20 protein-coding genes and 1 pseudogene are annotated in these 26,645 nt (G+C 60.7%); 14 read left to right on the forward strand and 7 right to left on the reverse strand.

Features of this window, described 5'->3' with window-relative positions; all coding sequences use genetic code 11:
• The first annotated feature begins 177 nt into the window (after positions 1–177).
• Positions 178–1,113 carry a helix-turn-helix domain-containing protein gene (locus tag QK296_RS26860; protein ID WP_003191111.1) on the forward strand — a complete coding sequence of 312 codons (936 nt, stop codon included), beginning with the start codon at positions 178–180 and terminating at the stop codon, positions 1,111–1,113.
• Here the strand turns inward: QK296_RS26860 and QK296_RS29080 are convergent.
• A pseudogene (locus tag QK296_RS29080) lies at positions 1,052–1,290 on the reverse strand (hypothetical protein); the annotation flags it as partial. The gene QK296_RS26860 and the pseudogene QK296_RS29080 sit on opposite strands and share 62 nt — an antisense overlap.
• A gap of 212 nt (positions 1,291–1,502) precedes the next feature.
• Here QK296_RS29080 and QK296_RS26870 point away from each other — a divergent pair.
• Positions 1,503–2,486, forward strand: coding sequence for a 5'-nucleotidase (locus tag QK296_RS26870; protein ID WP_003191112.1), 984 nt, complete (start codon positions 1,503–1,505; stop codon positions 2,484–2,486).
• 138 nt (positions 2,487–2,624) lie between these two features.
• Positions 2,625–2,801, forward strand: coding sequence for a hypothetical protein (locus tag QK296_RS26875; protein WP_003191113.1), 177 nt, complete (start codon positions 2,625–2,627; stop codon positions 2,799–2,801).
• Between the two features lie 24 nt (positions 2,802–2,825).
• Here the strand turns inward: QK296_RS26875 and QK296_RS26880 are convergent, their stop codons facing one another.
• Genes QK296_RS26880 through QK296_RS26895 form a run of 4 tightly spaced genes read right to left on the reverse strand, consistent with a single transcriptional unit; the run spans position 2,826 to position 7,884 of the window.
• Positions 2,826–4,439, reverse strand: coding sequence for an ABC transporter ATP-binding protein (locus QK296_RS26880; RefSeq protein ID WP_282391976.1), 1,614 nt, complete (start codon positions 4,437–4,439; stop codon positions 2,826–2,828).
• Positions 4,436–5,320: an ABC transporter permease gene (locus tag QK296_RS26885; protein ID WP_003191115.1), complete on the reverse strand. Its 885-nt coding sequence runs from the start codon at positions 5,318–5,320 to the stop codon at positions 4,436–4,438. The genes QK296_RS26880 and QK296_RS26885 overlap by 4 nt, the downstream gene beginning before the upstream one ends.
• Positions 5,321–5,323: 3 nt before the next feature.
• Positions 5,324–6,274: an ABC transporter permease gene (locus tag QK296_RS26890; protein ID WP_003191116.1), complete on the reverse strand. Its 951-nt coding sequence runs from the start codon at positions 6,272–6,274 to the stop codon at positions 5,324–5,326.
• Positions 6,271–7,884 (reverse strand): ABC transporter substrate-binding protein, encoded by a 1,614-nt coding sequence (locus tag QK296_RS26895; protein ID WP_169856943.1) that lies wholly within the window; start codon positions 7,882–7,884, stop codon positions 6,271–6,273. Before QK296_RS26895 ends, QK296_RS26890 begins: the two co-directional genes overlap by 4 nt.
• Before the next feature lie 498 nt (positions 7,885–8,382).
• Between QK296_RS26895 and QK296_RS26900 the strand changes: the two genes are divergently transcribed.
• From QK296_RS26900 to QK296_RS26925, 6 genes are all read left to right on the forward strand, one after another.
• A complete protein-coding gene (locus QK296_RS26900; RefSeq protein ID WP_003191118.1) occupies positions 8,383–10,191 on the forward strand; it encodes an ABC transporter ATP-binding protein in 1,809 nt (602 codons plus the stop codon).
• 117 nt (positions 10,192–10,308) lie between these two features.
• Complete coding sequence (locus tag QK296_RS26905) at positions 10,309–11,256, forward strand: AraC family transcriptional regulator (RefSeq protein WP_169856840.1); 948 nt, start codon at positions 10,309–10,311, stop codon at positions 11,254–11,256.
• A 107-nt stretch (positions 11,257–11,363) separates the two neighbouring features.
• Positions 11,364–12,740 carry a Rieske 2Fe-2S domain-containing protein gene (locus QK296_RS26910; RefSeq protein ID WP_003191120.1) on the forward strand — a complete coding sequence of 459 codons (1,377 nt, stop codon included), beginning with the start codon at positions 11,364–11,366 and terminating at the stop codon, positions 12,738–12,740.
• Complete coding sequence (gene benB / locus QK296_RS26915; protein ID WP_034135573.1) at positions 12,737–13,225, forward strand: benzoate 1,2-dioxygenase small subunit; 489 nt, start codon at positions 12,737–12,739, stop codon at positions 13,223–13,225. The genes QK296_RS26910 and benB overlap by 4 nt, the downstream gene beginning before the upstream one ends.
• Positions 13,226–13,235: 10 nt before the next feature.
• Positions 13,236–14,258: a benzoate 1,2-dioxygenase electron transfer component BenC gene (gene benC / locus QK296_RS26920; protein ID WP_169856841.1), complete on the forward strand. Its 1,023-nt coding sequence runs from the start codon at positions 13,236–13,238 to the stop codon at positions 14,256–14,258.
• Between the two features lie 10 nt (positions 14,259–14,268).
• Positions 14,269–15,030, forward strand: a complete 762-nt coding sequence (locus QK296_RS26925) for a 1,6-dihydroxycyclohexa-2,4-diene-1-carboxylate dehydrogenase (protein WP_169856842.1) — start codon at positions 14,269–14,271, stop codon at positions 15,028–15,030.
• 155 nt (positions 15,031–15,185) lie between these two features.
• Here QK296_RS26925 and QK296_RS26930 read toward each other — a convergent pair whose 3' ends face one another.
• Entirely contained in the window at positions 15,186–16,100 is a 915-nt protein-coding gene (locus QK296_RS26930) for a LysR substrate-binding domain-containing protein (RefSeq protein ID WP_020301481.1), read from the reverse strand.
• 268 nt (positions 16,101–16,368) lie between these two features.
• Between QK296_RS26930 and QK296_RS26935 the strand changes: the two genes are divergently transcribed.
• The 4 genes from QK296_RS26935 (at position 16,369) to pgm (ending at position 22,866) form a co-directional block, all read left to right on the forward strand.
• Complete coding sequence (locus QK296_RS26935; protein WP_032891964.1) at positions 16,369–17,391, forward strand: zinc-dependent alcohol dehydrogenase family protein; 1,023 nt, start codon at positions 16,369–16,371, stop codon at positions 17,389–17,391.
• A 705-nt stretch (positions 17,392–18,096) separates the two neighbouring features.
• On the forward strand, positions 18,097–19,521 hold the full coding sequence (locus QK296_RS26940) for a hypothetical protein (protein WP_003191131.1): 1,425 nt from the start codon (positions 18,097–18,099) through the stop codon (positions 19,519–19,521).
• A 36-nt stretch (positions 19,522–19,557) separates the two neighbouring features.
• The gene (locus QK296_RS26945; protein ID WP_003191132.1) at positions 19,558–20,961 is read left to right on the forward strand and encodes a PLP-dependent aminotransferase family protein; all 1,404 of its coding nucleotides are present in this window, start codon (positions 19,558–19,560) and stop codon (positions 20,959–20,961) included.
• Between the two features lie 261 nt (positions 20,962–21,222).
• On the forward strand, positions 21,223–22,866 hold the full coding sequence (gene pgm, locus QK296_RS26950) for a phosphoglucomutase (alpha-D-glucose-1,6-bisphosphate-dependent) (protein ID WP_169856844.1): 1,644 nt from the start codon (positions 21,223–21,225) through the stop codon (positions 22,864–22,866).
• A 113-nt stretch (positions 22,867–22,979) separates the two neighbouring features.
• Here the strand turns inward: pgm and QK296_RS26955 are convergent, their stop codons facing one another.
• Positions 22,980–23,675 carry a pirin family protein gene (locus QK296_RS26955; RefSeq protein ID WP_034135597.1) on the reverse strand — a complete coding sequence of 232 codons (696 nt, stop codon included), beginning with the start codon at positions 23,673–23,675 and terminating at the stop codon, positions 22,980–22,982.
• A 217-nt stretch (positions 23,676–23,892) separates the two neighbouring features.
• Here QK296_RS26955 and QK296_RS26960 point away from each other — a divergent pair, with 217 nt between their 5' ends.
• The gene (locus tag QK296_RS26960) at positions 23,893–26,355 is read left to right on the forward strand and encodes a UvrD-helicase domain-containing protein (RefSeq protein ID WP_282391994.1); all 2,463 of its coding nucleotides are present in this window, start codon (positions 23,893–23,895) and stop codon (positions 26,353–26,355) included.
• Positions 26,356–26,645: the final 290 nt, after the last annotated feature.

A 26,645-nucleotide genomic window follows, 5' to 3' on the forward strand; every position in this document is an offset into this window, starting at 1 on the left:
GGGGCGCTTGAGATCAAAAGCAGATCAAGATCAAGAGCGGCTCGCTTCGCATCGTAGTTACCGTTGCTACAGCCGGCCTGCCACTGCATTTGGCGTGTTAATTGCTTCAATGGCTGACAATCGGCCGCTCGTTACAACTTCTCGCGCGCCTATTGCATCGTTGTCGAGGTCAGCGTCATGAACCCGAACACTCAGTATTCGACCCTTGCCGTCCCTGCAACACGTCGGTTTGATTATTGGAAAGAGGTGGTCTGTCGCCATTGCCTGGCAGCCGATAGCAAACCCTTGTCCCAGAGCCGCTTTGATGGCTCGCTCACCCTTAATACAGTCGGCGCGCTGGACATTTGTACGCTGTCTTCGCCGCTGCATTACTGGGAGCGTTCCGAACAGCACCTGCGCAGCGGCCCGGCTGAAGATTTATGGTTGGGTTTCGCTCGAAAGGGCCATGGGCAAATCGAGCAAGGCTCAAGAAAAGCCAACCTGGCCACGGGCAATTTGTTTCTTTATGACGCAACCCAGGCGTTTCGCTTTAGCCTGGGTGGTACCGAAAACCACTTGATCCGTATTCCCAGAGCGTTGCTCACCGAGCGCCTGCCGCGTATTGCCGAGTACACCGCGATGGTCCTCGACGACCGGCGCCCAGGTGTCGTGCCCTTGCGCGAAATGCTGCACCAGGCCGCGAGCACGCCTGCGTCGCTGCAGGATGAGCGCATCTCCAATCGTTACTCAAGTGCTGTGCTTGATCTGCTTGTGATCAGCCTGGAATTGCAGGACCTGAAAACCAGCCATCAGGAAATGGACCTCTACGGCCGCATCATGCAGTACATCCAACGCCACCTGACCGAGCCGGACCTGTCGATTGAAGCCATCGCCAAAGCCCACAACGTGTCCACCCGCACCGTTACGCGGGCCTTCGCCCGCTACCAAAAAACCCCCGTTGCAGAGATCTGGAAAGAGCGCCTGAATGCCAGCCGAGAAGCGATCGAGCGGGGCCAGGTGCGCTCGGTGTCTGAGGCGGCGCTGGACTTCGGATTTTCTGACTTTTCTCATTTCAGCCATGCGTTTCGCAAGGCGTTTGGCGTGGCACCGAATACGCTTTTGCGCCGCGATTGAAATTGGCGGGGTAGTGCAACTGCGCTTCCATGGCGTCATGAAGGAGTCTGACGACCTCGATCACGTCGTCGTTTGCCCCACGATAGAACACGATATGGCGTGGGTTTTTGGCCGTTCCTTGGTTTGTTTGGCCTGCTGGCGTGAATAGACGAGGTGATCGCTGCGAAGGCCCGTTGCGCAGTGCCCCAATTTTGGCGGTGTCTTCGGCGACGCGCTGCTCCACTAAACGTAAACCTTCTGCATCCACCCGTAATAAAGCAACCTGCAGATTGATTTGAAGATTGATATGCCTGACTGTGCGTGGGAGAAGGCGCGATGTGTGCTTGAAATCGATCGGCATGTTCAATGCCTATCCATATTTGCGTTTAGAGGCATCCAGAGAGGTTTCAATGCCCTACGAGTTAGAAAATCGCCTGGTGATCGGCGTCGCTTCCAGCGCTGTGTTTGATTTGCTGGCATCGGACGCAGTGTTTCAGAGACAGGGGGAGGAGGAATACCGCAAGTTTCAGCAAAAAAATCTTCACGTCCCGCTTCCTAAGGGGATAGCGTTCCCCTTCATCAAGCGCTTGCTGTCAGTGAATGACCTGAGCGTCGATCCTACGGATCCGCTCGTTGAGGTCATACTGCTTTCGCGCAACGATCCTGATACTGGGCTGCGCGTGCTGAAGACTATCGAGCACTACGGCCTTGGGATGACACGGGCGATTTTCATGCAGGGAAAATCCCCTTATGAATACATACCTGCTCTGAATATCGCTTTATTTTTGTCGGGTGACAAAAAAGACGTGGAAGCGGCTATCAAGGCCGGGTACCCGGCTGGCCAGGTGCTCGATTCAAAATTCGAAGACGACGAAACGGATAAAACCTTACGCATCGCGTTCGACTTTGACGGCGTCCTTGCCGGTGATGAGTCCGAAACAATCATGCAGGCCTCTGGATTGTCTGAGTTCCATGCGCATGAAGTGAAGAACGTTATGCAGCCCCATAACCCGGGGCCGCTGAAGGAGTTCATGGTGCGGATATCCAAAATCCAGTCGGTCGAGGAGCAACATAAAAAGCTCAATCCTGACTACGAAAACCGCATACGAGTCTCAATCGTCACAGCCCGCAATGCGCCGTCTCATGAGCGTGCAATGAATACACTCAAAAGTTGGGGTGTCATGGCTAACGACGCATTCTTTCTGGGTGGCATCGAGAAAGGCAGGATTTTAGGTGTATTGAAACCGCACATCTTCTTTGATGATCAATCTGGGCACCTACAATCGACTAGCGCAGTTGCGCCATCTGTGCACATTCCTTTCGGCATTACCAACCATGGTGCGACAGTGGTTGCGCTGGATTCTGAAGCGGATCAGGTCCGGCAGGAGGTGTAACACGCAGGCTTGAGCGCGCAGTGTCACAGGCGTTCGTATCGGTTCTGTGCTGCGAAGAATCCTCGCCACTCACATTATCAGTCGGAACGATATAAGCGATAAGCGCGGAGCCAGCTTTCACCGCTGACTGAAGACCAAATGAAACGTTATCAGCAAATCTGGCTGACGGGTTTTCTCAAGCTGCAGACTCGGCGGCTGGCTGTCCGGGAAGTGTTCGACGCGGTCAATGCCACGGGCGAAACGAAGAACGTGCGGCTGTCCTATTGCTTCACGTCAGACCGCGTATGCCCAGGAGAAGGGCATCACGGCGCGTGACAGCACTGCCGAGTGAAGCGCCGCTCAGGCGGCGCTCGCGATAGCGTGCTGGCCAGGGATGGCGCCAATCAGCTCACGGGTGTAATCGCTGGTCGGGCGGTTGAAGATGCGCTCCACCGAACCCTGTTCGACCACCCGGCCATTGCGCAACACCAGCACCTCATGGGCGAAGTTGGCGACCACCGACAAGTCGTGGGACACCAGCACGTAGGCGATGCCCATGTCCCGTTGCAGCTCTTGCAGCAGTTCAAGGATGTGCGCCTGCACGGACACGTCGAGGGCACTGACCGGTTCATCCAGTAGCAATAGATCCGGTTTCAGCGCCAGGGCGCGGGCGATGGCGACCCGTTGGCACTGGCCGCCGGAAAGCTCGCACGGCAGGCGATCGAGGAAACTCACCGGCAAATGTACGCGACTGATCAGCTCGCGCGCGGCCTGTTCCAGGGCAGGGCCCTTGAGCAAGCCGAACGACACCAGCGGTTCGACGATGCTGTCGAACACTGTGAAGCGTGGGTCCAGCGCCGCAAACGGGTTTTGTTGCACCAGTTGCAGGCGCTGGCGCAGCGGGCGGAAGTCGCGCCAGCTGAGGTCGGTGACGTCCTGTTGCTCGAACCACACCCGCCCGCGGCTGGGTTTTTCCAGGCCGAGGGCGATGCGCAGCGCGGTGCTTTTGCCTGAGCCGGACTCGCCGACAATCGCCAGGGTCTGCCCGGGGTAGACCTGCAGGCTGAGGTCCTGCAGCGCGACAAAGGTCGCGTCTTCGCCCTTGACCTTGGGCAGCGCGAACGTCTTGCCAACGTTTTGCAGCTGCAGGATCGGCGGCTGCGTCGGAGCCGGCCGGGCCAGCGGCTGGCGGCGCGTGGCGAACGCTGGCGCCGCGGCGATCAAGGCGCGGGTGTAGTCATGCTGCGGCGCGCCGAGAATCTGCCGTGGTGCCCCTTGCTCCACCACTTGTCCCTGTTGCATCACTAGGGCGCGGTCGGCGCGATCCAGCGCCACGCCAAGGTCATGGGTGATGATCAGCAAGGAAATTCCGCGCTCACTGACCAGCCGTTTCAGGTGGTCGAGGATCTTGCGCTGCACGGTGACGTCGAGGGCACTGGTCGGTTCGTCGGCGATGATCAAGCGTGGGTTGCCGGCCAGGGCGATGGCGATCAGCACACGCTGGCGCATGCCCCCGGAGAGTTCATGCGGGTACTGGCGCGCGCGCAGTACCGGCTTGGCGATACCGACCTGTTGCAGTAGCTCGACGATATCCGCATCGACGCCGGGGTAGCGCTTGCCCTTGGCCAGGATCAGCGCTTCGGCAATCTGCTGGCCAATGCGCAGGGTCGGGTTGAGGCTGACCATCGGGTCCTGGGGCACCAGGCCTATGGTGCGCCCGCGCAGGCCGCGTCTCTGGCGTTCGCTGGCGTGGGTGAGGTCGTTGCCGTCCACCCACAGCTCGCCGGCGCTGATGGTTGCGCTGCCCGGCAACAGGCCGAGAATCGCGTTGGCCAGGGTGGATTTACCCGAGCCGGACTCGCCGACAATCGCCAGCGTCTCGCCTTGGGCGATGGTCATTGACAGCTGGTTTACCGCCAGGTTGCCGTGCCGGTAGCTGACACTCAGCTGGCGAACATCAACTAAAGCATTCATCGCTGAACCTCCTCGAACGTGCGGGCAATGTGGTTGAGGCTGAACACCACCGCGACCAGGAACAGGCCGGGCAGCAACGACACCCAGGGGGCGGTGATCAGAAAGTGCCGACCGTTGGCGATCAACGTCCCCCATTCGGCGGCCGGAGGCGCGGCGCCAAAACCGAGAAAACTCAGGCCGGCGGTGGCGAGGATGGCTGCACCGAAATCCAGGGTCGCCAGTACCGCCACGGGGCCCCATGCGTTGGGCAGGATGTGCCGCAGCAAGGTGCGGCCCCAGCTGGCGCCGCCCAGGCGTGCGGCTTCCACGTACGGCAGGGTCTTGACGCGCAGCACTTCGGCGCGGGTGGTGCGGGCGAACCCGGGGATAATCCCGACGCCCACGGCGATAGCCACCGGCACCGTGCCGAAGCCGATGGCGGTGACAATCGCCAGGGCCAGCAGCAAGCCGGGCAAGGCGAGCAACACGTCGACAAACCGCATGATTACCGCGTCGATACGCCCACCGGCAAAGCCGGACAGAATGCCCAGCCCGAGCCCGCCCAACAACGCGATCCCCACCGCCAGAAAGGCCGCCAGCACCGACAGGCTGGAGCCGTAGACCATCCGGGTGTACAGGTCGCGGCCCAACTCGTCGGTGCCGAACCAGTGGGTCAGGTTCGGCGCCGTGAGCTTGACCGCAGGTGCGGTGGCATAAGGGTCGAAGCTGGTCAACCACTGCGGCGCCACGGCGGCGAGCAGTGAAAACAACACAATCAACACCGCCAGGCTAAAGCCCGGTCGCCGTAGCAAGGGCATGACCGCCGCCGTGGCACGTTGTCGGCGGGTGCGGCGTTGCCAGAGTGGGGGCGTAAGGCCGAGGTTTTGCTCAAGGATCGTCATGGTCTAGGACACCTTTGGCGTGTGGGAAATGCGCGGGTCGAGCCACGGGTACAGCAAATCCACCAGCAGGTTGACCAGCACAAAGGCTGCCGCCGACACCGCGACAATCGCCAGCACCACCGGGATGTCCTGGCGCAGCACAGCCTCCTGGGCCAGGCGGCCGATGCCGGAGCGGGCGAAGATGGTTTCCACCAGCACCGCACCGGACACCGTGTTGCCCACCTGCAGGCCGATCAGGGTGAGAATCGGCAGCGCCGCGTTGCGAAACCCATGGCGCGCCTGCACCTGGCCACGGCTCAGGCCCTTGGCGTAGGCGGTGACGATATACGACTCCTGCCACACTCCCTGGAAGCTGCGCTGCAGCACTTGGGCATACACCGCCGCACTTGGAATCGCCAGGGTGATCGCCGGCAGCACCAGGCTTTCAAAGCCCCGGCTGCCGGTGGCGGGGAACCAGCCGAGGCCGAAGGCAAACACCTGTATCAGCAACAGGCCCATCCAGAACACCGGCACCGAAAACCCCAGGGAAGGCAGGCGCGCCAAGGCTTTTTTCAGCGGTTGCCAGCGAATGTAGGCGGTCAGGTAGGCCAGGCCGATGCCGCCGACCAACGACAACACAATCGCCAGGCCGGCCAAGGACAGGGTTTGCGGCAGGCGCTCGGCGAGTAACTCGGATACCGGGCGGTTCAGCGACAGGGACTGGCCGAAGTCGCCGTGCAAGGCGCCCAGCAGCAGGTCGACATATTGCTCGAACAGGCCCTTGTCCAGGCCATAATAGGCCCGCGCCTTGGCCAGGTCGGCCACCGACAGTGAATCGGCCTCCATGCCCGAAGCACTGAGCATGATCGACAGCGTGTCGCCCGGCAGCAGATAGAGGATCAAGTAGGTGATGCTATAGGCCCCCCACAACACCAGCAGGGCCTGGCCGACGCGTGCGATCAGGTAGCGGCTCATGGTGTGCCGATCTCGATATCACCCAGCAGCGCGAAGCCCTCGGCAGTCCAGCGAAAGTTCTTCACCTTCGGCGACGTTGCCGCCTGCCACACGCGCTCGTACACCGGGAACGCCGAGCTTTCGTCGACCAGAAGGTCCTGCAGGTCGCCATAGGCGGCGGCACGCTGTGCGCCTTGGGTGGCCGTAATGCCGGCATCGAACAAGCCCTTGGCTTTTTCCAGGGTGGCCGGTTCGTAGGTGTTAGTGGCCACGGTGGAACTGTTGGCGCTACGCGGGTCGAGGATGGTTTGCAGGATGATCGGGTCAGCGCGAGTCATGTAGTTGATGGTCAGGTCGTAGTTGCCGGCGGAGTTGTTGGCCACCCATTCGGCGCGGGTCACCACGCTGAGCTTCAGTTCGATGCCGACCTTGCGCAGTTGGTCCTGGATCAGCACGTCACCCGCGGTTTCGGCCGGGCTGATGTTGTAGCTCAGGCTCAGACGCTTGCCGTTTTTTCTGCGGTAACCGTCCGCGCCCTTGGCCCAGCCGGCTTGATCCAACAGTTTTTCGGCAGCTGCCGGGTCGTAGCCGAGCTTGCTGCCCTGGCTTTTGAAGTAAGGCGTGGTCACGTCAAAGATGCCATCCACCACTGGGAACTCGGCGTTATATACGGTGCTGGCGTAGCTCTTGCGGTCGATGGACTTCTGCACGGCCAGGCGCACTTGTTGATCGGCGAGGATGCGCTCGCCACGGGTGTTGGGGTACAGATTCAGCGCCGGGCCCGGCAGCGAGCGGCTCTGGATGGTCGCGCCCTTGGACTGGAACAGCTTGAGGTCGACCTCCGAAAACGGGTTGCGTGGCCACAGGATGTCGGCCTTGCCCTGCAAGAACAGGCCGTTGCGCACGCTCTCTTCGGGGATGTAGCTGATATCGACGGCGTCCAGGTGTGCCTCACCCGGGTTCTTCATATTCGCCGAGGGCCACGCGTAACCCTTGCGTTTTGTCAGGCGCGCGCCGACTTCCGGGGTATAGCTGGCCAGCACAAACGGCCCGGTACCGATGATCTTGCCCAGAGAGCGTTCCTTGACCGTGAGTGCATAGGACGCGGGCGCAAGGATTGCCAAGTTGGTGGTAGAAGTGGCTTGTAAAAAGCCCGCGTTGGGTTTAGCCAGTACCAGCTTGACGGTGAAGTCGTCGACCACTTCGGCGTGGTCATAACCTGCCAGGTAGGTGGCGCCGAAGGTCGCCGGCAGCTGGGTGGCCAGTGCCTTGTCGCTGTCGAACGCGGTTTTTACCGCGTTTGCGTCGAAGCGCTCGCCGTTGCTGAACGTCACGTTGTCGCGCAAGTGAAAGGTGTAGGTCAGCGCGTCGTCACTGATCTCCCAGCTCTTGGCCAGCCAGGGGATGATCTTGCCGGTGGCCGGGTCCTGGTCGGTGAGCGACTCGGCGACATTGCGCAGCAGCACGCGGTGTTCCAGCCAGTACACCTGGAATGGGTCGACGCTGACCAGGGTGGTGTTGTCGCCAAAAAATGCAATGTTCAGGGTTTTGTTCGCTTGCGCCTGGTCACCCGAAGGTGAGCAGGCGGCCAGGCTGATCGCCAGGGCGCAGGGGGCCAGCAGACGGCTCATCAAGTTGGAGGTGTTCAATGGGGTGCCCTCGTTTGGCGATGTGAATCAGAAGTCGTAGGTCAGCTTGGTGTAGTCGCGGTCCTTGAGGTTGTTCAGCGGGTAGTAGCCGTCAGGAAACACCTCCGGCACCGCCGCGTGGCCGGTGGGCGGGTACCGCCGCCAGCAGCGAACTGGTCAACAGCGACAGGTGGAATTTTTTCAGCGGGGCGGGATGAGAAATATCGGGCATATCGAGAGAGATCCATGTCGGGGGTACGTCCTCCGCCAGGCATGGGGTCGGTCTGTGAAGTGAAGATATCTCTATAAAAAACTGCGGGGAAAGTCTTTTTTAGAATAAGCTAATTATTAGATATTGTTATCTTGTGGTTTTATAAGATCACCTATTTTTATTACCCGGCTGGCGCGGCGTGTCGGCTCGCCGTTGGATGTGCTCGACGTCATCGCCTGTCATAATCCACCCGTCTCACCCCTAAACCCCACACGGAGTCCATGCCATTGATGGTGCTGTTCAATCGATTGAGCGCGTTTTCCATCCAGGCGCGCAGGGCACTGAAGCTGGTCTGGGGGACGTCGCGCCCCTTATTCATAGGCCTGCTGCTGGCCACCATCGTTGCAGGTCTGTTGCCTGCGCTGGCTGCCTGGATCGGCCAGCGTATTGTCGATGGCGTGGTGCATGCGATGCAGATTCATGCAGCCGGCAGCCAGGCACCCGTGTGGCCAGTGATGCAATACGTGCTGGCCGAGGCGGGCGTGTTGGGGCTGCTGGCCGCCGCTCAGCGTGCGTTGTCAATGCAGCAATCGTTGCTGCGGGTGCAGTTGGGGGTGAAGGTCAACCTGATGATTCTGGAGAAGGCCCAGACCCTCTCGCTCACGCAATTTGAAGACGCCGAGTTCCACGACAAGCTGGTGCGCGTGCGCCAGGGCGCGTCGACACGGCCGCTGAGCCTGGTCACCAAGGGCCTGGGGTTGGTGCAGAACCTGATCTCGCTGGTCAGCTTTGCCGTGTTGTTAGTGCACTTTTCGCCGTGGGCGCTGGTGATTCTGGTGGTCGGCGCCTTACCGGTTTTCTTCGCCGAGACGCATTTCTCGGGCAATGCGTTTCGCCTGTTCCACCGGCGTGCGCCGGAGACCCGTCAGCAGAATTACCTGGAATCGCTGCTGTCCCACGAGACCCATGCCAAAGAGGTCAAGCTGTTCGGCCTGGCGCCGCTGTTCCTCAAGCGCTACCGCGACAACGCCCGACGCTTGTACGCCGAAGACCGCCAGTTGACGGTGCGCCGGGATGCCTGGGGCTTTGCCCTGGGCCTGCTGGGCACCGCGGCGTTTTATGTGGCTTACGCCTGGGTGGTGCTGGACACCGTGCGCGGCCAGACCAGCCTGGGGCAGATGACCATGTACATCGTGCTGTTCAAGCAGGGGCAAAGCGCGATCACCGCCAGCCTCAGCGCGATTGCCGGCCTGTATGACGACAGTCTGTTTCTCTCAGACCTTTATGAGTACCTGCTAACCCCAGTGGTCGTGCCGAGTGGCCGGCTTACCCAGGGCGCGCGTCCCGGCGACGGTCTGCGTTGCGAGCACGTGGGGTTCAGTTACCCCGGCGCTGAGGGGCCGGCATTGACTGACATCAACCTGCACTTGGCGCCGGGGCAAAGCCTGGCCCTGGTGGGCGAGAATGGCTCGGGCAAAACCAGCCTGATCAAACTGCTCACGCGCCTGTATACCCCGCACGAGGGGCGTATTCTGCTGGATGGCAGCGACTTGCAAGACTGGGATGAACAGACACTGCGCCAGCGCATTGGGGTGATTTTCCAGGATTACATCCGCTACCAGATGACCGTCGGCGAGAACCTTGGCGTGGGTGACGTCGATGCGCTGAACGACGAGGCGCGTTGGCGCAAGGCTGCAACCCAGGGGGTGGCCGCCGGGTTCATCGAACGCCTGAGCAAGACCTACGGCACACCGTTAGGGCGCTGGCTTGGCGGCCAGGAGTTGTCGGGTGGGCAATGGCAGAAGGTTGGGTTGTCACGCGCATATATGCGCCAGGAGGCGGATCTGCTGATTCTTGACGAGCCGACGGCGGCGCTGGACGCCGGCGCCGAGGCGGCGGTGTTCGAGCACTTTCGCGAACACGCCAAGGGCCGCATGACGTTGTTGATTTCCCATCGATTCTCCAGCGTGCGCAATGCCGACCACATCATCGTGCTGGACGGCGGGCGAATCCTGGAGGAGGGCAGTCATCACCAACTGATGGCGGCGGGTGGACGCTATGCCGAGTTGTTCGATGTTCAGGCGCGGGGGTATCGCTAGGTCCCGAGCGCCACGCCCGACGATACCTCCAGGGTATCCCTCCAGACTTTATCCATATTGGACGCCCCCCTACCCAAGCGTCAGCCTGAGCCCAATAACGATAAAAGAGTCGCGACCATGACCGTGCTATTGAGTGAGCGCAGCCAGATTTTCCAGGGCGCCGATGCCTACGCGGTGTCGGACTACGTCAACCAGCATGTGGGCAGCCACTGCATTCGCCTGCCTCCCAGGGGCCAGCCCCGGGCAAGTATCAGCCATCGCACCTTCGCCAGCCTGGACCTGTGCCGCATCAGCTACGGCGCACCGGTGCGGGTCACGTCGGTGGCGCTGGAGACCATCTACCACCTGCAGATCCTCTTGAGCGGGCATTGCCGCTCCAACTCCCGTGGCGAGGATGATGTGTTCGGGCCGGGGGAAATCCTGCTGATCAATCCGGACGACCCGGTAGACCTGACCTATTCCGCCGACTGCGAAAAATTCATCATCAAACTGCCGGTGCGCCTGCTGGAAAACGCCTGCCTGGAGCAGCACTGGAGCCTGCCGCGGGCGGGGGTCCGCTTCACGACGGCCCGCCACGCGCTCAGTGAAATGAGCGGCTTCCTGCCGTTGCTCGGGTTGATCTGCCATGAGGCGGAAAACGCTGCCGAGCCCCACATGCAAGGCCTGTACGAACGCATCGTGGCCAACAAGCTGCTGGCATTGCTGGGCAGCAATGTGTCGCGGGTGCCCCCCCGGGCTGCCCACGGCGGTGGGTTTGAAGCGGTGCACGAATTTATCCAGCAGCACCTGGGCGATGACATCAGCGTCGAGCAGTTGATGGCCGTGGCCAACGTCAGTGAACGTTCGCTGTACAGCCTGTTTGAGCGCCAGGTGGGGCTGTCGCCGCGCGATTACGTACGCCGCTGCAAGCTCGAACGCGTACATGCACGCTTGCAACTAAGCAGCACGCGCAGCGTGACCGAGGTGGCTTTGGACCATGGGTTCATGCACCTGGGGCGGTTTTCCGAAGCCTATCGCAAACGCTTCGGCGAACTGCCGTCGCAGACCTGGAAACGCCATCGTTAAGCGACGTGCGCCTGGCGGATAGCGATGTGCAGGCAGCGGATATTGACGGGCAGGGCGGGCACGTACGGTGAGGGCGCCTGATACAAGAACAACGGAGGGCCCGCCCCATGATCAGTACACTCGACCGACTCGCCTGCCAATTGCGCGAGTCCGTACAGGAAGACCCCGCCACTGGGGTGTTCCGCTGCCGCCGCGACATCTTCACCGACCCCGACCTGTTTGCCCTGGAGATGAAACACATCTTCGAAGGCGGCTGGATCTACCTGGCCCATGAAAGCCAGGTGCCGCAGATCAACGATTACTTCACCACCTGGATCGGCCGCCAGCCGGTGGTCATCACCCGTGACAAGCACGGCGCGCTGCATGGCCTGGTCAACGCCTGCGCGCATCGCGGCGCCATGTTGTGCCGGCGCAAACAAGGCAACAAGGGCTCATTCACTTGCCCCTTCCATGGCTGGACGTTCAGCAACGCCGGCAAGCTGCTCAAGGTAAAGGACGCAAAGACCGGCGCCTACCCGGACAGCTTCGACTGCGACGGCTCCCATGACCTCAAGCGCCTGGCGCGCTTTGAAAACTACCGCGGTTTCCTGTTCGCCAGCCTCAGCGATGCGGTGCCGGAACTCAGCGATTACTTGGGCGAAACCCGAGTCATCATCGACCAGATGGTCGACCAGGCCCCTTTGGGCCTGGAGGTGCTGCGCGGCAGCTCATCCTATGTCTATGACGGCAACTGGAAGCTGCAAATCGAAAACGGCGCCGACGGTTACCACGTCAGCTCCGTGCACTGGAACTACTCGGCGACCATGGGCCGGCGCAACTACGACGCCGAAGGCACGCGCACCGTCGACGCCAATGGCTGGTCGAAAAGCCTGGGCGGCGTCTACGCCTTCGACCACGGGCATATCCTGCTGTGGACGCGCCTGCTTAACCCCCAAGTGCGCCCGGTGCACGCTCACCGCGAGGCCTTGGCCGAACGCCTGGGCCAAGCGCGCGCCGACTTTATCGTCGACCAGACCCGCAACCTCTGTCTCTACCCCAATGTGTACCTGATGGACCAGTTCTCGACCCAGATCCGCGTGGTGCGGCCCCTCGCCGTGGATAAAACCGAAGTGACAATCTATTGCATGGCGCCCATCGGCGAAAGCGCCCAGGAGCGCGCCACGCGGATTCGCCAGTACGAAGACTTCTTCAATGTTAGCGGCATGGGCACCCCGGATGACCTCGAGGAGTTCCGCGCCTGCCAGACCGGTTACCAGGGCGCGAGCACCCTGTGGAATGACTTGAGCCGTGGCGCCAAGCAGTGGGTCGAGGGTGCGGACGAAAATGCCTTGGCCATGGGTATGCAACCGCAGCTCAGCGGGGTCAAGACCGAGGACGAGGGCTTGTTTGTGCGCCAGCATGCGCACTGGGCCCAAAGCCTGCAGCGTGCAATCGAGCGCGAACAGCAAGGGCTGATAGCCAGCGACTGTGAGGTGCTGCCATGAGCCTTGCCCGGGACCACCTGCTGGATTTTCTTTACCGTGAAGCGCGCCTGCTCGACGACCGCCAATGGGATGACTGGCTGGCCTGCTATTCGCCCAAGGCCGAGTTCTGGATGCCCGCCTGGGACGATCACGACACTCTTACCGAAGACCCGCAGCGCGAAATCTCGCTGATCTACTACCCCAACCGTGACGGCCTGGAAGACCGCATCTTTCGCATCAAGACTGAGCGCTCCAGCGCCAGCACGCCCGAGCCGCGCACCGTGCACATGCTGTGCAACCTCGAAGTGCTGGCCGACGACGGCGCGCAGGTGGACCTGCGTTTCAACTGGCACACCCTCAGCCACCGCTACAAAACCACCGACAGTTATTTCGGTACCTCCTTCTATCGCCTCGACATCCGTGCCGAGCAGCCGTTGATAACGCGCAAGAAGGTGGTGCTGAAAAACGATTACATCCACCAGGTCATCGACATCTACCATATCTGAGGACACCGCCATGACGTATGCCATCGCCTTGAACTTCGAGGATGGAGTGACCCGCTTCATCGACTGCAAGGTGGGAGAAAAGGTGCTCGATGCGGCCTTCCGCCAACGCATCAACCTGCCCATGGACTGCTCGGACGGCGTGTGTGGCACCTGCAAATGCCGCTGTGAAACCGGCGCCTACGACCTGGGCGACGACTTTATCGACGACGCCCTGAGCGCCGACGAAGCGCAGGCGCGCCAGGTGCTGACCTGCCAAATGGTGCCGCAGTCCGACTGCGTGATCGCCGTGCCGGTGCCGTCCAGCGCCTGCAAGACCGGCACCACGCACTTTGCCGCGACGCTGGCCGGCATCACCCGACATGCCGATGCGGCGCTGGAGGTGAGTTTCGAACTGGACCAGGCGCCGGTATTCCTGCCCGGCCAGTACGTGAATATCAGCGTGCCCGACAGTGGGCAGACTCGTGCTTACTCCTTCAGCAGTCGCCCGGGCGACCCGCGCGCCAGCTTCCTGATCAAGCACGTGCCCGGCGGGTTGATGAGCGGTTGGCTCGAGCGCGCCCAGCCGGGCGACAGCGTGGCGATCACCGGCCCACTGGGGAGTTTCTACCTGCGTGAGGTGGCGCGGCCGCTGCTGTTACTGGCCGGTGGTACCGGCCTGGCGCCGTTCCTGTCGATGCTTGAAGTGCTCGCGCAGCGCCAGGAAACCCGCCCGATCCGGTTGATCTACGGCGTAACGCGGGATCAGGACCTGGTGATGATTGAGGCGTTGCAGGCTTTTACCGCGCGTTTGCCCGACTTCAACCTGGTGACCTGCGTGGCTGATCCGCACACCACTCACCCGCGCCAGGGCTATGTGACCCAGCACATGGCTGACGAAGCCCTCAATGGCGGCGATGTCGACGTGTACCTGTGCGGCCCGCCGCCGATGGTCGATGCGGTGCGCGAGCACTTCAAGCAGCAAAGCGTGACCCCGGCCAGCTTCCATTACGAGAAATTCACCCCTAACGCCGTCGCCACGTGCGATGCCGCCTGAGGACTGCCGCATGACTCAACGGTTTAACAACAAGGTCGCGCTGGTTACCGGCGCTGCGCAAGGCATCGGCCGACGTGTCGCCGAACGCTTGCTGGAGGAGGGGGCCTGGCTGGTCGCGGTGGATCGCTCCGAGCTCGTGCATGAATTGCAGCATGAGCGAGCGCTACTGCTGACCGCCGACCTGGAACAATACAGCGAGTGCGCACGGGTAATGGCCGCCGCCACGGCGCGTTTCGGGCGCATAGACGTGCTGGTCAATAACGTCGGCGGGACCATCTGGGCCAAGCCTTTTGAGCATTATGCCGAGGCTGAAATCGAGGCCGAAGTGCGCCGCTCGCTGTTCCCTACGTTGTGGTGCTGCCATTGCGTGCTGCCCTATATGCTGGAGCAGGGCGCGGGCGCGATCGTCAACGTGTCTTCCGTGGCCACGCGCGGGGTCAATCGCGTGCCCTATGGCGCAGCCAAGGGCGGCGTGAATGCCTTGACGGCCTGCCTGGCCCTGGAGACTGCAGGCAGCGGGATTCGCGTCAACGCCACCGCGCCCGGCGGCACCGAGGCACCGCCACGGCGCATCCCGCGTAACAACCACCCGCAGAGCGAGCAAGAGCGTGTGTGGTACCAGCAGATCGTCGACCAGACCCTCGAGAGCAGCTCGATGAAACGCTACGGCAGCATCGACGAACAAGCTGGCGCAATTCTGTTCCTGGCCTGCGACGAGGCCTCCTACATCACCGGCGTGACCTTGCCGGTGGGCGGCGGCGACCTCGGCTAAGGCTTTTTTCATCAGATGACATGGACTTTCCTTTTCAAACCATTCGAGGCATGCACTCAGGTGTGCCCCAATGGAGCAATCCACTGGAGATGGATGGGTCTTCATGGTCTATGAAAAGGCAGAAATGATCAGATAAACAGCCCGCCAGACGACCACTAGAGACTCTCAGGATCCCCAAAAAACATCTGAATCCTCGACCTCAACCACCGCTCCCCCGGATCATTATCCTGCGAACCCCGCCACGCCATATGCAGCTCAAACGAGCGCACCGGCAACGGCGGGTCTTCGGCCCGCAACCCACCCGCCGAGGTCAATGCTTCCGCCGCATAATCCGGCACGGTGGCCAAAATGTCCGTACCCGCCAGCAACGTACCCAGGCCATTGAACTGCGGCACCGCGAGTACAACGTGGCGCTTGCGGCCGAGTTTTTCCAGCTCTTCATCGATAAACCCGCTCAAGTCGCCGGCAAAGGAGACAAGGGCGTGGGGGCGCGAGCAGAAGTCATCCAGGCTCAGCGAGCCGGGCACGCTGTCGGCGCGCAGCAGTTTGGGCAGGCTGCGGCGCAGGACCTTGCGCTTGGCGTTGGCGGGCAGGTCGGCGGTGTAGCTGACGCCGATGGAGATTTCACCGGAGGCCAGCAGGCTTGGCATCAGGATGTAATTGACGCGGCGTACCACCAGCACGATGCCGGGGGCTTCGGAGCGCAGGCGTTTGAGCAATTGCGGGAGCAGGGCGAATTCCACGTCGTCGGACAGGCCAATGCGAAACACTGCGGTGCTGGTGGCCGGGTCGAATTCGGCGGCGCGGCTGACGGCGGTGGAGATCGAGTCCAGGGCCGGGGAGAGCAGGGCGAAGATTTCCACGGCGCGGGCCGAGGGTTCCATGCTGCGCCCGGTGCGCACGAACAGAGGGTCATCGAACAGCCCGCGCAGGCGTGACAGTGCCGCACTGATGGCCGGCTGGCCGAGGAACAATTTCTCGGCGGCGCGGGTCACACTGCGCTCATGCATCAAGGTTTCGAATACGATCAAGAGGTTAAGGTCGACACGACGCAGGTCGTTACGGTTCATCTTGTGTCCTGGAAGAGTCAGCAAACTTGATGTGAGCGGTCATGTAGCCCCCCCTGAGGTTCGATTCAGAAGGATGACCGGCATGAATCTTACGGGGAAAGGCTGGTACTCTGCACCGGCTAATTGATTTTTCCTACGATAGTTGAGGGGTGTTCCTCCTTCGCGGAATCAATGACAGGCATGTCGACTATTAATGGTGACCGGTGGTCTTACCCCCAAAGCCCAGATAAAGTTCATGGCATTAGAGGTTACTTTGACGAGGTTTGCGATGTCCCGCACGATTCGTTTTCACAAGTTTGGTCCGGCTGAGGTGCTCAAATGCGAGGAGCATGCAGCCGCGCAGCCCGCACCGGGCGAAGTGCAGGTGCGTGTCGATGCGATCGGTATCAGTTGGTATGACATTCTGTGGCGCCAGAACCTGGCGTCTTCCCACGCACGTCTGCCTTCTGGCCTGGGCCATGAAATGGCCGGTGTCGTAGTCGCCCTCGGCGACGGCGTGGATGACTTGGCAGTGGGCGATAAGGTGGCCAGTTTTCCGGCCGAGAGCCCCAATGATTACCCGGTGTATGGCGAGCAGATCGTCTTGCCCCGTTCGGCCCTGACCCGTTACCCGGATGTCTTGAGCCCGATTGAAGCCAGCGTGCATTACACGCCGCTGCTGATTGCGTACTTTGCCTACATGGACCTGGCGCGGGTCAAGCCCGGCCAGTTTGCCCTGGTGACCGACGCCAGCCACTGTGCCGGCCCTTCGTTTGTGCAGCTGGGCAAGGCCCTGGGTGTACGGGTGATTGCCGCCACCAAAGACAGTGCTGAACGTGAATACCTGCTGTCTCTCGGGGCGGAAAAGGTCATCGTGACCGAAGAACAAGACCTGCTGATGCAGATCAACAAGTTCACGGACAACCGTGGCGTCGACGTGGTGTTCGATGGCTTGGGAGGCCCGCAGATGTCGCTGCTTGGGGACGTCCTGGCGCCGCGCGGCAGCCTGGTGCTGTATGGCCTGCAAGGTGGCAATCAGACGCCATTCCCGGCCTGTGCGGCGTTCCAGAAGAACATTCAGTTCTTTGTGCACTGTATCGGCAACTTCACCGGCAAGCCGGAGCTGGGCATTATCCAGGACCAAGTGGCGCTGCAGCGTGCGTTGCGCGATATCAACCAGCTGACGGCCGACCGTGTGCTTGTCCCACTGAAAACCACGGTGTTTCCGTTCAGTCAGTTCGTCGAAGCGCACCGATACATGGATGAATGCCCGTGCCGCGAACGGGTGGCGTTGCAGGTTGAAGCTGTTTGAGCTGTAGGAGTATTCGCAAATGCATACTCCGGCGCCTGAGCTGATGAGGCAAATGCGCCATTTGACAGGGCTTAACCCGCACCGGGGTTGAGCCGCCGCAGGGGCGTTCTACCCCGCAAACAATACCGTTATTGCCATGCGCCGCCCTGAAATCCAGTGCGGCGCTCTTGTGTGGGCGTCATTCAAGTGGGGCTGGCAGGTCATCTGAACTGCTTTTTGACGCTGTTCTGTATCTGTTAATCATTATTTGAGTGCCGATAATTGAGTCTTCATTGTCATCTCAAGGATTGAGCCATGATTGATTACACGGCAGTTGCGTCACGCACCTTCAGAACTAACGAGGCTCGGATTGTTTTTTCCGGCAAGTGCAAAACGAATACCCTTTTGCTTTACGCGCAGCCCAGGTGCGCAGGTGATTAATATTCGTCGGACAATTCTCTAATTGCTTAGTTAAAACAGTGTAGGACGTTGTCGGAACATTCCTAAGGCTAACAGCTGTTTCGCTGGAGCCCGCGCAGGCGCTGGATTCTCCGGCGGAGCAGCCATGGGCGCCCTCAATGCTCTCACCTGCGCTTTTGTTGCAAGGTGCTAATGTTGACTCAAACTTGTGCTGCGCAATGGAAGACAAGCCTACAGATGTAATAGGTCGAGCAACGCTGTTTGGTAGTTGCTTGAAACTGATATTTCAACTCAGGTAGTAGAACGATGAGCACTATTCATGAACAAGCCATGAGCTATGTTTACCAGCAAGTTCTGCAACGTTTAATCGGGCACTTTACGCGCGCCGAACGAACGTCACTTCAATTGCTCGTTCAGCGAATCGTGGTGGCCGCAGGCGGCATGGAACAAGTGGGCAATTACAAAGTACTGATCGCCCATGGTGGCGGCGAAGTGAGCAGCTACACCCTCGCGTTGCTGCGTGCGGCGCAACTGACCATTGCCGGACGCTCGCCCAAGACTTTTCAGATACGGGTGGCAACATTGCGGCATGCGGGTATGACTCAAGCAACGCTCGACTCACTGAATCAAGGCTACGCAGCGCTGTTCTTCCATGACGACCCCCGCGTAGAGCTGTTGATGGTGGAAAACCATGAGGTGCTGCCATTCAACCATCAGCGCCCGGCGTCCAATGCCGCTCGGGAAATCAGCCAGCGTAACAAGCTGATGATCGGGCACCTGACATCCGGCGATATCCGCGCCGCCCTGTGCGATGACACGCTCCTGGCCCTCGGCGATTTCTATCAACGGGTCGCTACCTGGAACGGCGGCGTACACGCCTTGGTCAGCGGTGATTCAGCGCGCAAGCAAAGCCAATACATCGCGTGGCTGAAAAAAAGCGCGCTGGCGACCGGCCTTGCCTTTGCGCCCGCTAAGCCATCGTCGCTCAATGCATGGTTTGCACGCATGGAGGAGTGGAGTGTGGGTTGCTATCGCGACGTCTATGGCGAGCACTATGCGGGCAACGAAAGTCCGGGCCGGGGCGGGCATCGTCATTTGGCCTATATCGGCATCGCCGACTTGCTCAAAGACGCCGACGTCGGGCATGCGCCACTGCTCACCGGGTTCCTCGCCCACAAGCGGGACCCGTTCGAGTTCCATTTCAGCCATCCAGCCTATCCCAACCCAATGCTCATGGCGCATTTGCACGGCGTACAGGCCCAGTGCCTGCGTGAGCTTTCCTACGAACATGGTGTCGCGGGGTTTGTTCGGCGTGCGGCAGACTTCCTGCATCGCAGGCACGTGCCGGTCGCGCTGATCAAAGAAGCGTCCGGGCGAGAAGGGCAGTTGCTGTCCACCGCCTACATCCAGGAGTTCTCGGGTCTGGACGACAGCCAGCTGACCTGCCTGTTATTTGCACCTTTTGTTCAGCATGGCGAGCGGTTGGAGAGTTTCTTGCGTCAATGCCATCCCGGCATGCTGGTGGCGCTCCCCGAACTCCACAAGGCACTACAGGGCAAACCCGCAGCGGACATCCTGCATCAGTGGCTGGTAGATACCAGTGGGTTGCCGCTGCCGCTGTTGCAGCACCTGTATCGTAAGCGCCCGCTGTTGGAAGGACGCGGCACGCGGGCGCGCAAACGAGCTTTCGCGCGGCCCGAGGCGCGCGTCGCCCAAGTGTCGGGGCGTTAGCAACGTGTGTCCGCCAATGAACGCCGGTGAGCAACGATGAACCTTCGGGGGGAGCGGCAAGTAGACTTTGCCTATCAGGCGGTATACCGCTACATGATCAACCTGATCAACGAAGTCAGCCGGGAAACGCCGGTGAAACTGCCGTCCCTGCGGCAGTTATCGACGCGCATGAATGTGTCGATCTCGACGATTCAGTACGCCTATTCGTTGCTGGAAAAGGAAGGCCGAGTGTACTCGGTGGCCAAATCCGGCTACTTCGCTTGGCCCGTGGCTGCAAACGCGCCCCTTATGGCCGGTACTGATTTGCTCGAGCGCTTGTACACGGCTGCACGGCGCCCGGCGATGGTGGTACTCAGTGGTGATGAACCGGCGCTGTTGGGGTCGCTGGATGGCGCCTTGCTGGCGCTGGAACGCCAACTGGTACGCCGGTATCCCCATCACCTGCAACCTTCGCAACCCTGCGGTGTGTGGGAGTTGCGCGCTGCCTTGGCCGCCCGCTATACCTCGTCGCCCACCCGCTGCTGGCAAGCGGATGAGGTGTATGTGGGGGCGGACCTTCAAGGCGTACTGGGCATCCTCATTGATGCCCTGGGCCTCAAAGGCACCGTGGTGGTGGTTGAATCGCCCTGCGATTACCTGGTGTTGCGCCTGCTACAGGCCGCTGGCGTACGGGTTATTGAGTGGCCCTGGCGTGCCGACGGCCGTCCGGACCTGGCCACATTGGAGCACCTGCTGCGCCATGAACCGGTGCACCTTGTGCTGCTCTCATCCGTGGTCAGCATGCCCTCGGGTAACACCATGACCGAACCCGAGCGGCTGCACGTAGCGCGACTGCTCGACCAGCACGGCTGCTGGTTGCTGGAGAACGATACCTTCGGTGACCTGAGCTTTGCGCCGCCCGGGCCGGCCTTGCGCAGCCGGGTCAACCCAGAGCGGCTGATCGTGTTTTCTTCGTTCGAAAAGGTGTTGGGCCCGGAAGCCCCCTTTGGTTACCTGCTGGCGCGGCAGATGAGCAGTGAATTGCAGCGCCAATTCTTGCTGCGTTCATTTCGACTGTCTGCTATCCGACAACGCGCCATTGCCCGGCTTTATGAGAGTGGGCGGTTTGACCAGCACCTGCAGACGCTGCGTCAGCGCCTTCACGAGCAGGCCCATGCCATGAGTCACCGCTTGGATGTGCGTCTGCAAGGGCGTGTGCATTACCGCATGCCCGTGGCCGGGGCGAGTTTTTGGTTGCAGTCGACGGCGCCGGTGGACATGCGCCTGGTGTTTCAGCGCATGCTCGCCCAGCAGGTGGTGATTGCCCCGGGCGAGCTGTTCAGCCTCAGTGGTTTGCATCACCAGCATATGCGCTTGAGCCATACCTTTAGTGGCCATCCCAACCTCGACATCGCCCTGGATACGCTGGCGCAGTCACTACGGCAGGCGCAGACTGAGTAGGAGCGAGCTTGCTCGCGAAAAACGTCAACGATAACGCGCGCTGCCTGAATAAACGCGGCGCTTGTGAGTTTTTCGCGAGCAAGCTCGCTCCTACAACTATCCAATGTGGGAGCTGGCCTGACAGCCGGTCAGGCCGAGTGCATATCCTCACCTCAATTATGCGAAATTTCTCTTCAGGCTGTCGGATCGATACCGTCGCGCAGTAGTCCAACTCTCAGTAAACTGTCATTTTTTCCGAATCCTTCTTTTCGAGGTTTATGCATGACTATCAGTCCTTTTGCGGGCAAACCGGCGCCAGCCCAGTTGCTGGTGGATATCCCGCGACTGGTCACGGCCTACTACACCGGCCAGCCTGATGCAGCGATCTCCACTCAGCGCGTGGCTTTTGGTACCTCCGGGCACCGTGGCAGTTCGTTCGAACTGAGTTTCAACGAGTGGCATGTGCTGGCTATCAGCCAGGCCATCTGCCTGTACCGCGAAGCCCAGGGCATCACGGGCCCATTGTTTGTCGGCCTGGATACCCATGCATTGTCGACGCCAGCCGGTGCCAGTGCCTTGGAAGTCCTGGCGGCCAACGGCGTGCACGTGATGCTGGCCGAGGGCGACGAGTACACGCCGACGCCGGCGATTTCCCACGCCATCATTTGCTACAACCGTGGCCGTACCAGCGGCCTGGCGGACGGCATTGTGATTACACCGTCCCACAACCCGCCGCAAAGTGGCGGCTACAAGTACAACCCGCCTAACGGTGGCCCAGCCGATACTCACGTCACCAAGTGGATCGAAGCCAAGGCCAACGAACTGCTCGCCAACAAGCTGGCCGGGGTCAAGCGCATCACTCACGCCCAGGCGCTCAAGGCAGACACCACCCATCGCCATGACTACCTCAACAACTACGTGGCCGACCTGATCAACGTGATCGACATGGACGCGATCCGTAGCGCCGACCTGCGCTTGGGCGTGGATCCATTGGGCGGAGCAGGGGTGCGCTATTGGTCGGCGATTGCCGAGCACTACCGCTTGAACCTGGAGGTGGTGAATACCGAGGTCGACGCAACCTTCCGCTTCATGAGCGTCGACTGGGATGGCCAGATTCGCATGGACCCGTCTTCCAGCTACGCCATGCAAAGCCTGATCGGGCTCAAGGAACGCTTCGACGTTGCGTTTGCGTGTGACCCGGACCACGACCGCCACGGCATCGTCACGCCCTCTGGTGGCTTGCTGGCGCCCAACAACTACCTGGCGGTGTCCATCGACTACCTGTTCCAGAACCGTCCGGACTGGCGTGCCGACGCGGCCGTAGGCAAGACCGTGGTCAGCAGCGGCCTGATCGACCGCGTCGCAGCGCGCATCGGCCGTCGCCTGTACGAAGTACCGGTGGGCTTCAAGTGGTTTGCCGATGGCTTGTTCGAAGGTTCGTTGGGGTTTGGCGGCGAAGAAAGCGCCGGCGCCTCGTTCCTGCGCAAAGACGGCAGCGTGTGGAGCACCGACAAGGACGGCCTGATCCCGGCCTTGCTGGCCGCAGAAATGACCTCGCGCAAAGGCCAGGACCCGAGCCAGATCTACCGTGGCTTGACCGATGCCCTGGGTGAGCCGTTCGCCATTCGCGTGGATGCCAAGGCCACTCCAGCGCAAAAAGCCCTGCTGGGTAAACTGTCGCCGGAGCAGGTCACGTCCACGCAATTGGCCGGGGAGAGCATCCAGCAGATCCTCAGCCATGCGCCGGGCAACAACCAAGCGATTGGCGGTTTGAAAGTCATGACCGAAAACGGCTGGTTTGCCGCACGGCCTTCGGGCACTGAGGACATCTACAAGGTCTACGCCGAGAGCTTCATTGGCGAAGAACACCTCAAGCAACTGGTGGAAGAGGCGCAGGTGTTGGTCGATGGTGCAATCAGCCAATAACTGACACTGTATGTAGGAGCGAGCTTGCTCGCGAAAAACGTCAACGATAACGCGTGCTTCTGAATGAACGCGGCGTCGGTGAGTTCTTCGCGAGCAAGCTCGCTCCTACATGATCAGGCCAGGTCTACCAGCACAATTTCGCTGTCTTCAATCGCCGTCACCCGCAATACCTCTTCATCCTCCACCGCCACACCGTCTCGCGCCTTTGCCTGCACACCATTGACTTCAATCACGCCCGTGGCGGGCACCAGGTAGGCACGGCGACCGCTGTCCAACCGGTACTCCGCGCTTTCCCCGGCCTTCAGGTTCGCCGCCACCAAGCGTGCATCCGCACGAATCCGCAAGCTTTCAATGTCGCCAGCCTTACCACTGGCCAGCGTTACAAAGCCCTCGCGGTGGCCTTGTGGAAACGGTTTGGCGCCCCAGGACGGCGGCAAGCCAGCCTCATTGGGAATGATCCAGATCTGAAAGATCTTGGTGGGCGTAGCCTCCAGGTTGTACTCGCTGTGGGCAATGCCGGTGCCTGCACTCATTACTTGCACGTCGCCGGCTTCGGTGCGGCCTTTGTTACCCAGGTTGTCGGCATGGCTGATTGCCCCTTCGCGCACATAGGTGATGATTTCCATGTCGCGGTGCGGGTGCTGGGGAAAGCCGCTACCGGGGGCGATGATGTCGTCGTTCCACACCCGCAGGTTGCCCCAGTGCATGCGCTGGGGGTCGTGGTATTCGGCAAAGGAAAAGTGGTGATGAGCGTCAAGCCAGCCATGGTGGGCGCCGCCCAGTGTGTTGAAAGGTCGAAGTTCAAGCATGATCGTCTCCTGTTGATGGGCCTATCATCCAGCAGCGCATGATCGAGAAAAAGCGTAAAAAACGCCTGTTTATTATTCATTTATTCGATGGTTAACCCCGGTGTTCACTTTCACTTCATCTCCTAACTGCATGACAGCAAAGCATTTGGCTGGAACTGAGCGGCGTTTCCGGCGACCATGACGGCTTGGTCAAAACAAGCTCACCGCAGGAGTCCGCGTGTCGCAACAACAGCCTGATCTACCTCCCGAACTGCGCCCCTTGGCTGAAATGCCGCTGTTGAAGCGGCTTGCCGCTCGCCTGTTCGGCCATGGCCTCACGCGTTTGCGTGCGCAACATCGGTTTTCCTGGTTGCATGGCCAGGCGGACGGCTTTCGCAGTGGGCATGAGGCGGGCGTTGAATACGGTTACCGCGAGGGCAAGGCCGATGGCATTGAAGAGGGCCGCCAGGTCCTGTTGATTCGTGACTTTCGCCCCGATGAGTACCGTGCGCCAGGCGTAGATGACAGCCTGTTCGACGATTGGCGGTTGCCGCTCACCGCAGAGCTGAAGAAACGCATGAAGGCCGATGTCGCACGCCTGCTGCCGGCCCACGCGCAGCCAAGTGCGGCGCAATGGAAGATGATCTTCAGCGACACGCCCTCGACCTCAGTGATTGCGGGCGCAGGCGCCGGCAAGTCGACGTCCTTGGTGCTGCGCATCCTGCTGCTCAGCCATTACCTGGGCTTTGAGCTAAGTTCCATGACGGTGGTGACGTTCACCCGCGAGTCGCGCAAGGACTTCATCAACAAACTCATGGAGATTCTCAGCCTGTGGGGCCAACCCCTTGGCATTAAAGAAGCTCAGGCGGTGGTGCGCACCTTTCATTCGCGCATCCTGCCGATGGTGCGCAGCCTGCCGGGCTTTGAACGGCTGCAAGCCTTTGAGAACCTCAATGGTGGTTTTGACGACGCCGACAGCAACGCTTTCGACCTGCGTATCAGCGACGCCCAGCGGCAACAGATGAACGCCTGTTATCACCGCTTGTATGGCCGCCATGAGCGTTTTCGCGAGTTGATAGCGCCGTTGGCACGCCATGGCCTCCAGCTCAAGGAGCTGGAGCGCGATCATCCGGACGTGCAAAAGCGCATGGCCGTGACTGAACTGGCCGCCAAGCGTGATGAAGAACTCTGTGATGTGATCGAAGACCTGTGGTTTCGCGCCGGTGCCTGGCCGATCAAAGGCATCGAGCCCAGCCGTCAGGTCTTTGAAATCAACGGCGCGCAATTTCATTGCCACGGCTATATCCCGGAGCTCGATGCCTGGGTGGTACTGGGGTTCGATGGGCGCGAAAACCCGCAGATCAGTCGGCCGCATTCGAAACTCTCGGTGCGTGCAGAATGGGCGGTGAAGCGCACCTTGTTTCAAGCTTTCTGCAATAAGCCACTGATATGGCTGGATAATTACGAATCTTCAAAGCGCCTTTTGAGCAGCCTGGGCGGCGATGCTACGGCCGGGCCAGGCTTTGATTACAAGGTTAAAGGCGAGCTCGCTTCGGCGCCCCTGTTGGACAGTTTTGTCATGGCAGCCGGGTTTATCGAGAACCTTGGTTTGGATGTGCCTACGGCGGTTGGCCAGATGAGCTTCGCCAAAGACGACCCGGACCGGCTGTTCTTCGAGGCTCTGAGCATTTTCTGGAAGGCCCTGGAAGATCACCTGCTGGAACAATCGCCGCCGATCATGACCTACAACCGGATGTTCTCGCTATTTGGCGAAAACACCCCGGAGAACCTCAAGCTGCTCAGCGATCCGCTGTTGCGGCCGATGTCGCACCTGATGATCGATGAATTCCAGGACGTGTCGCCGCAGATCGTGTCCTGGATCCGCGCCAGCCTGCGGGAAATCCGCAGCCGCGGGCCGGCCATGCACGTCGGGCGTGGGGCGCAACGCTCATCCTTGTTGTGCGTGGGGGATGACTGGCAATCGATCTACGGCTGGCGCGGCAGTTCGCCCAAGTACTTCATGGAGTTCAACAAGGAGTTTGTTTCGCCCAGCACTACCCGCGTGATGCTGGGGGAGAACTACCGCAGCCACCAGCACATCATCGACGCCGCCGAACATATCGTACGCAGTGCACCGGCCATCCCGGGCAAGAAGGCCAGGGCCAGTGGCGAGCCCAAGGCATTGGTGCCTGTCACGGTGTTGGAACGCGACGATGCAGCGCTGGGGCAGCGGTTGCTGGAGCACTATCAGCGGGGCGATTCAATCCTGATGCTTTATCGAAAAAGTAGCGATAAGTTATTGATTCAGGAACATATTCAGTCGGTAGTTAATGTTGATTCTAGCTTGGCGCCTCAGGCGCGCAGGCTTAAACAGCTGACTTATCACAGTGCCAAGGGCTTGCAGGCGGATGCGGTGTTTTTGCTGGGTGATTGTCAGCATGTCACCAGTTCGCCGTACAAGAATCAGGTGTATCGCATGGCGGGTTTGGGCAAGGATGGAGACAGCGAGCCTTATGACAATGCGCAGAGAGACGAAGTGTTGCGCCTGGCCTACGTGGGGATTACCCGGGCGGTCAGCCATTGTTATTGGTATGTGGAGAAGCCGGAAGGCCAGGGTGTGAATGTGCCGAGGGCGTCTGAACGGGTGGATGGCAGGAAGGTGTTTTTTGATGATCAGCGTTCAGTGAAGGGGGCTGGCTGACCTGCGATGACGGCCTGCCAGCCGACGCCTATCTACCTGACACCCCAACGATCGAAAATGTGGGAGCTGGCTTGCCTGCGATTGCGGCCTGCCAGCCGGCGCCTATCTACCTGAAACCCCACGATCAAAAATGTGGGAGCGGGCTTGCTCGCGAAGACGGCCTCACAGTCGACACCGTTATACCGAGTGCATATCCATTCCTGCGGTAACGGCCGCTTAGGGTTCCGCTCTGACAGCGGCTCACTTTGCAAAAGCGGCAAAGTAAGCAAAACGCTCTTGCCCCACCACTC

This window comes from Pseudomonas sp. AL10, assembly GCF_029960685.1.
GTDB lineage: Bacteria > Pseudomonadota > Gammaproteobacteria > Pseudomonadales > Pseudomonadaceae > Aquipseudomonas > Aquipseudomonas lactis.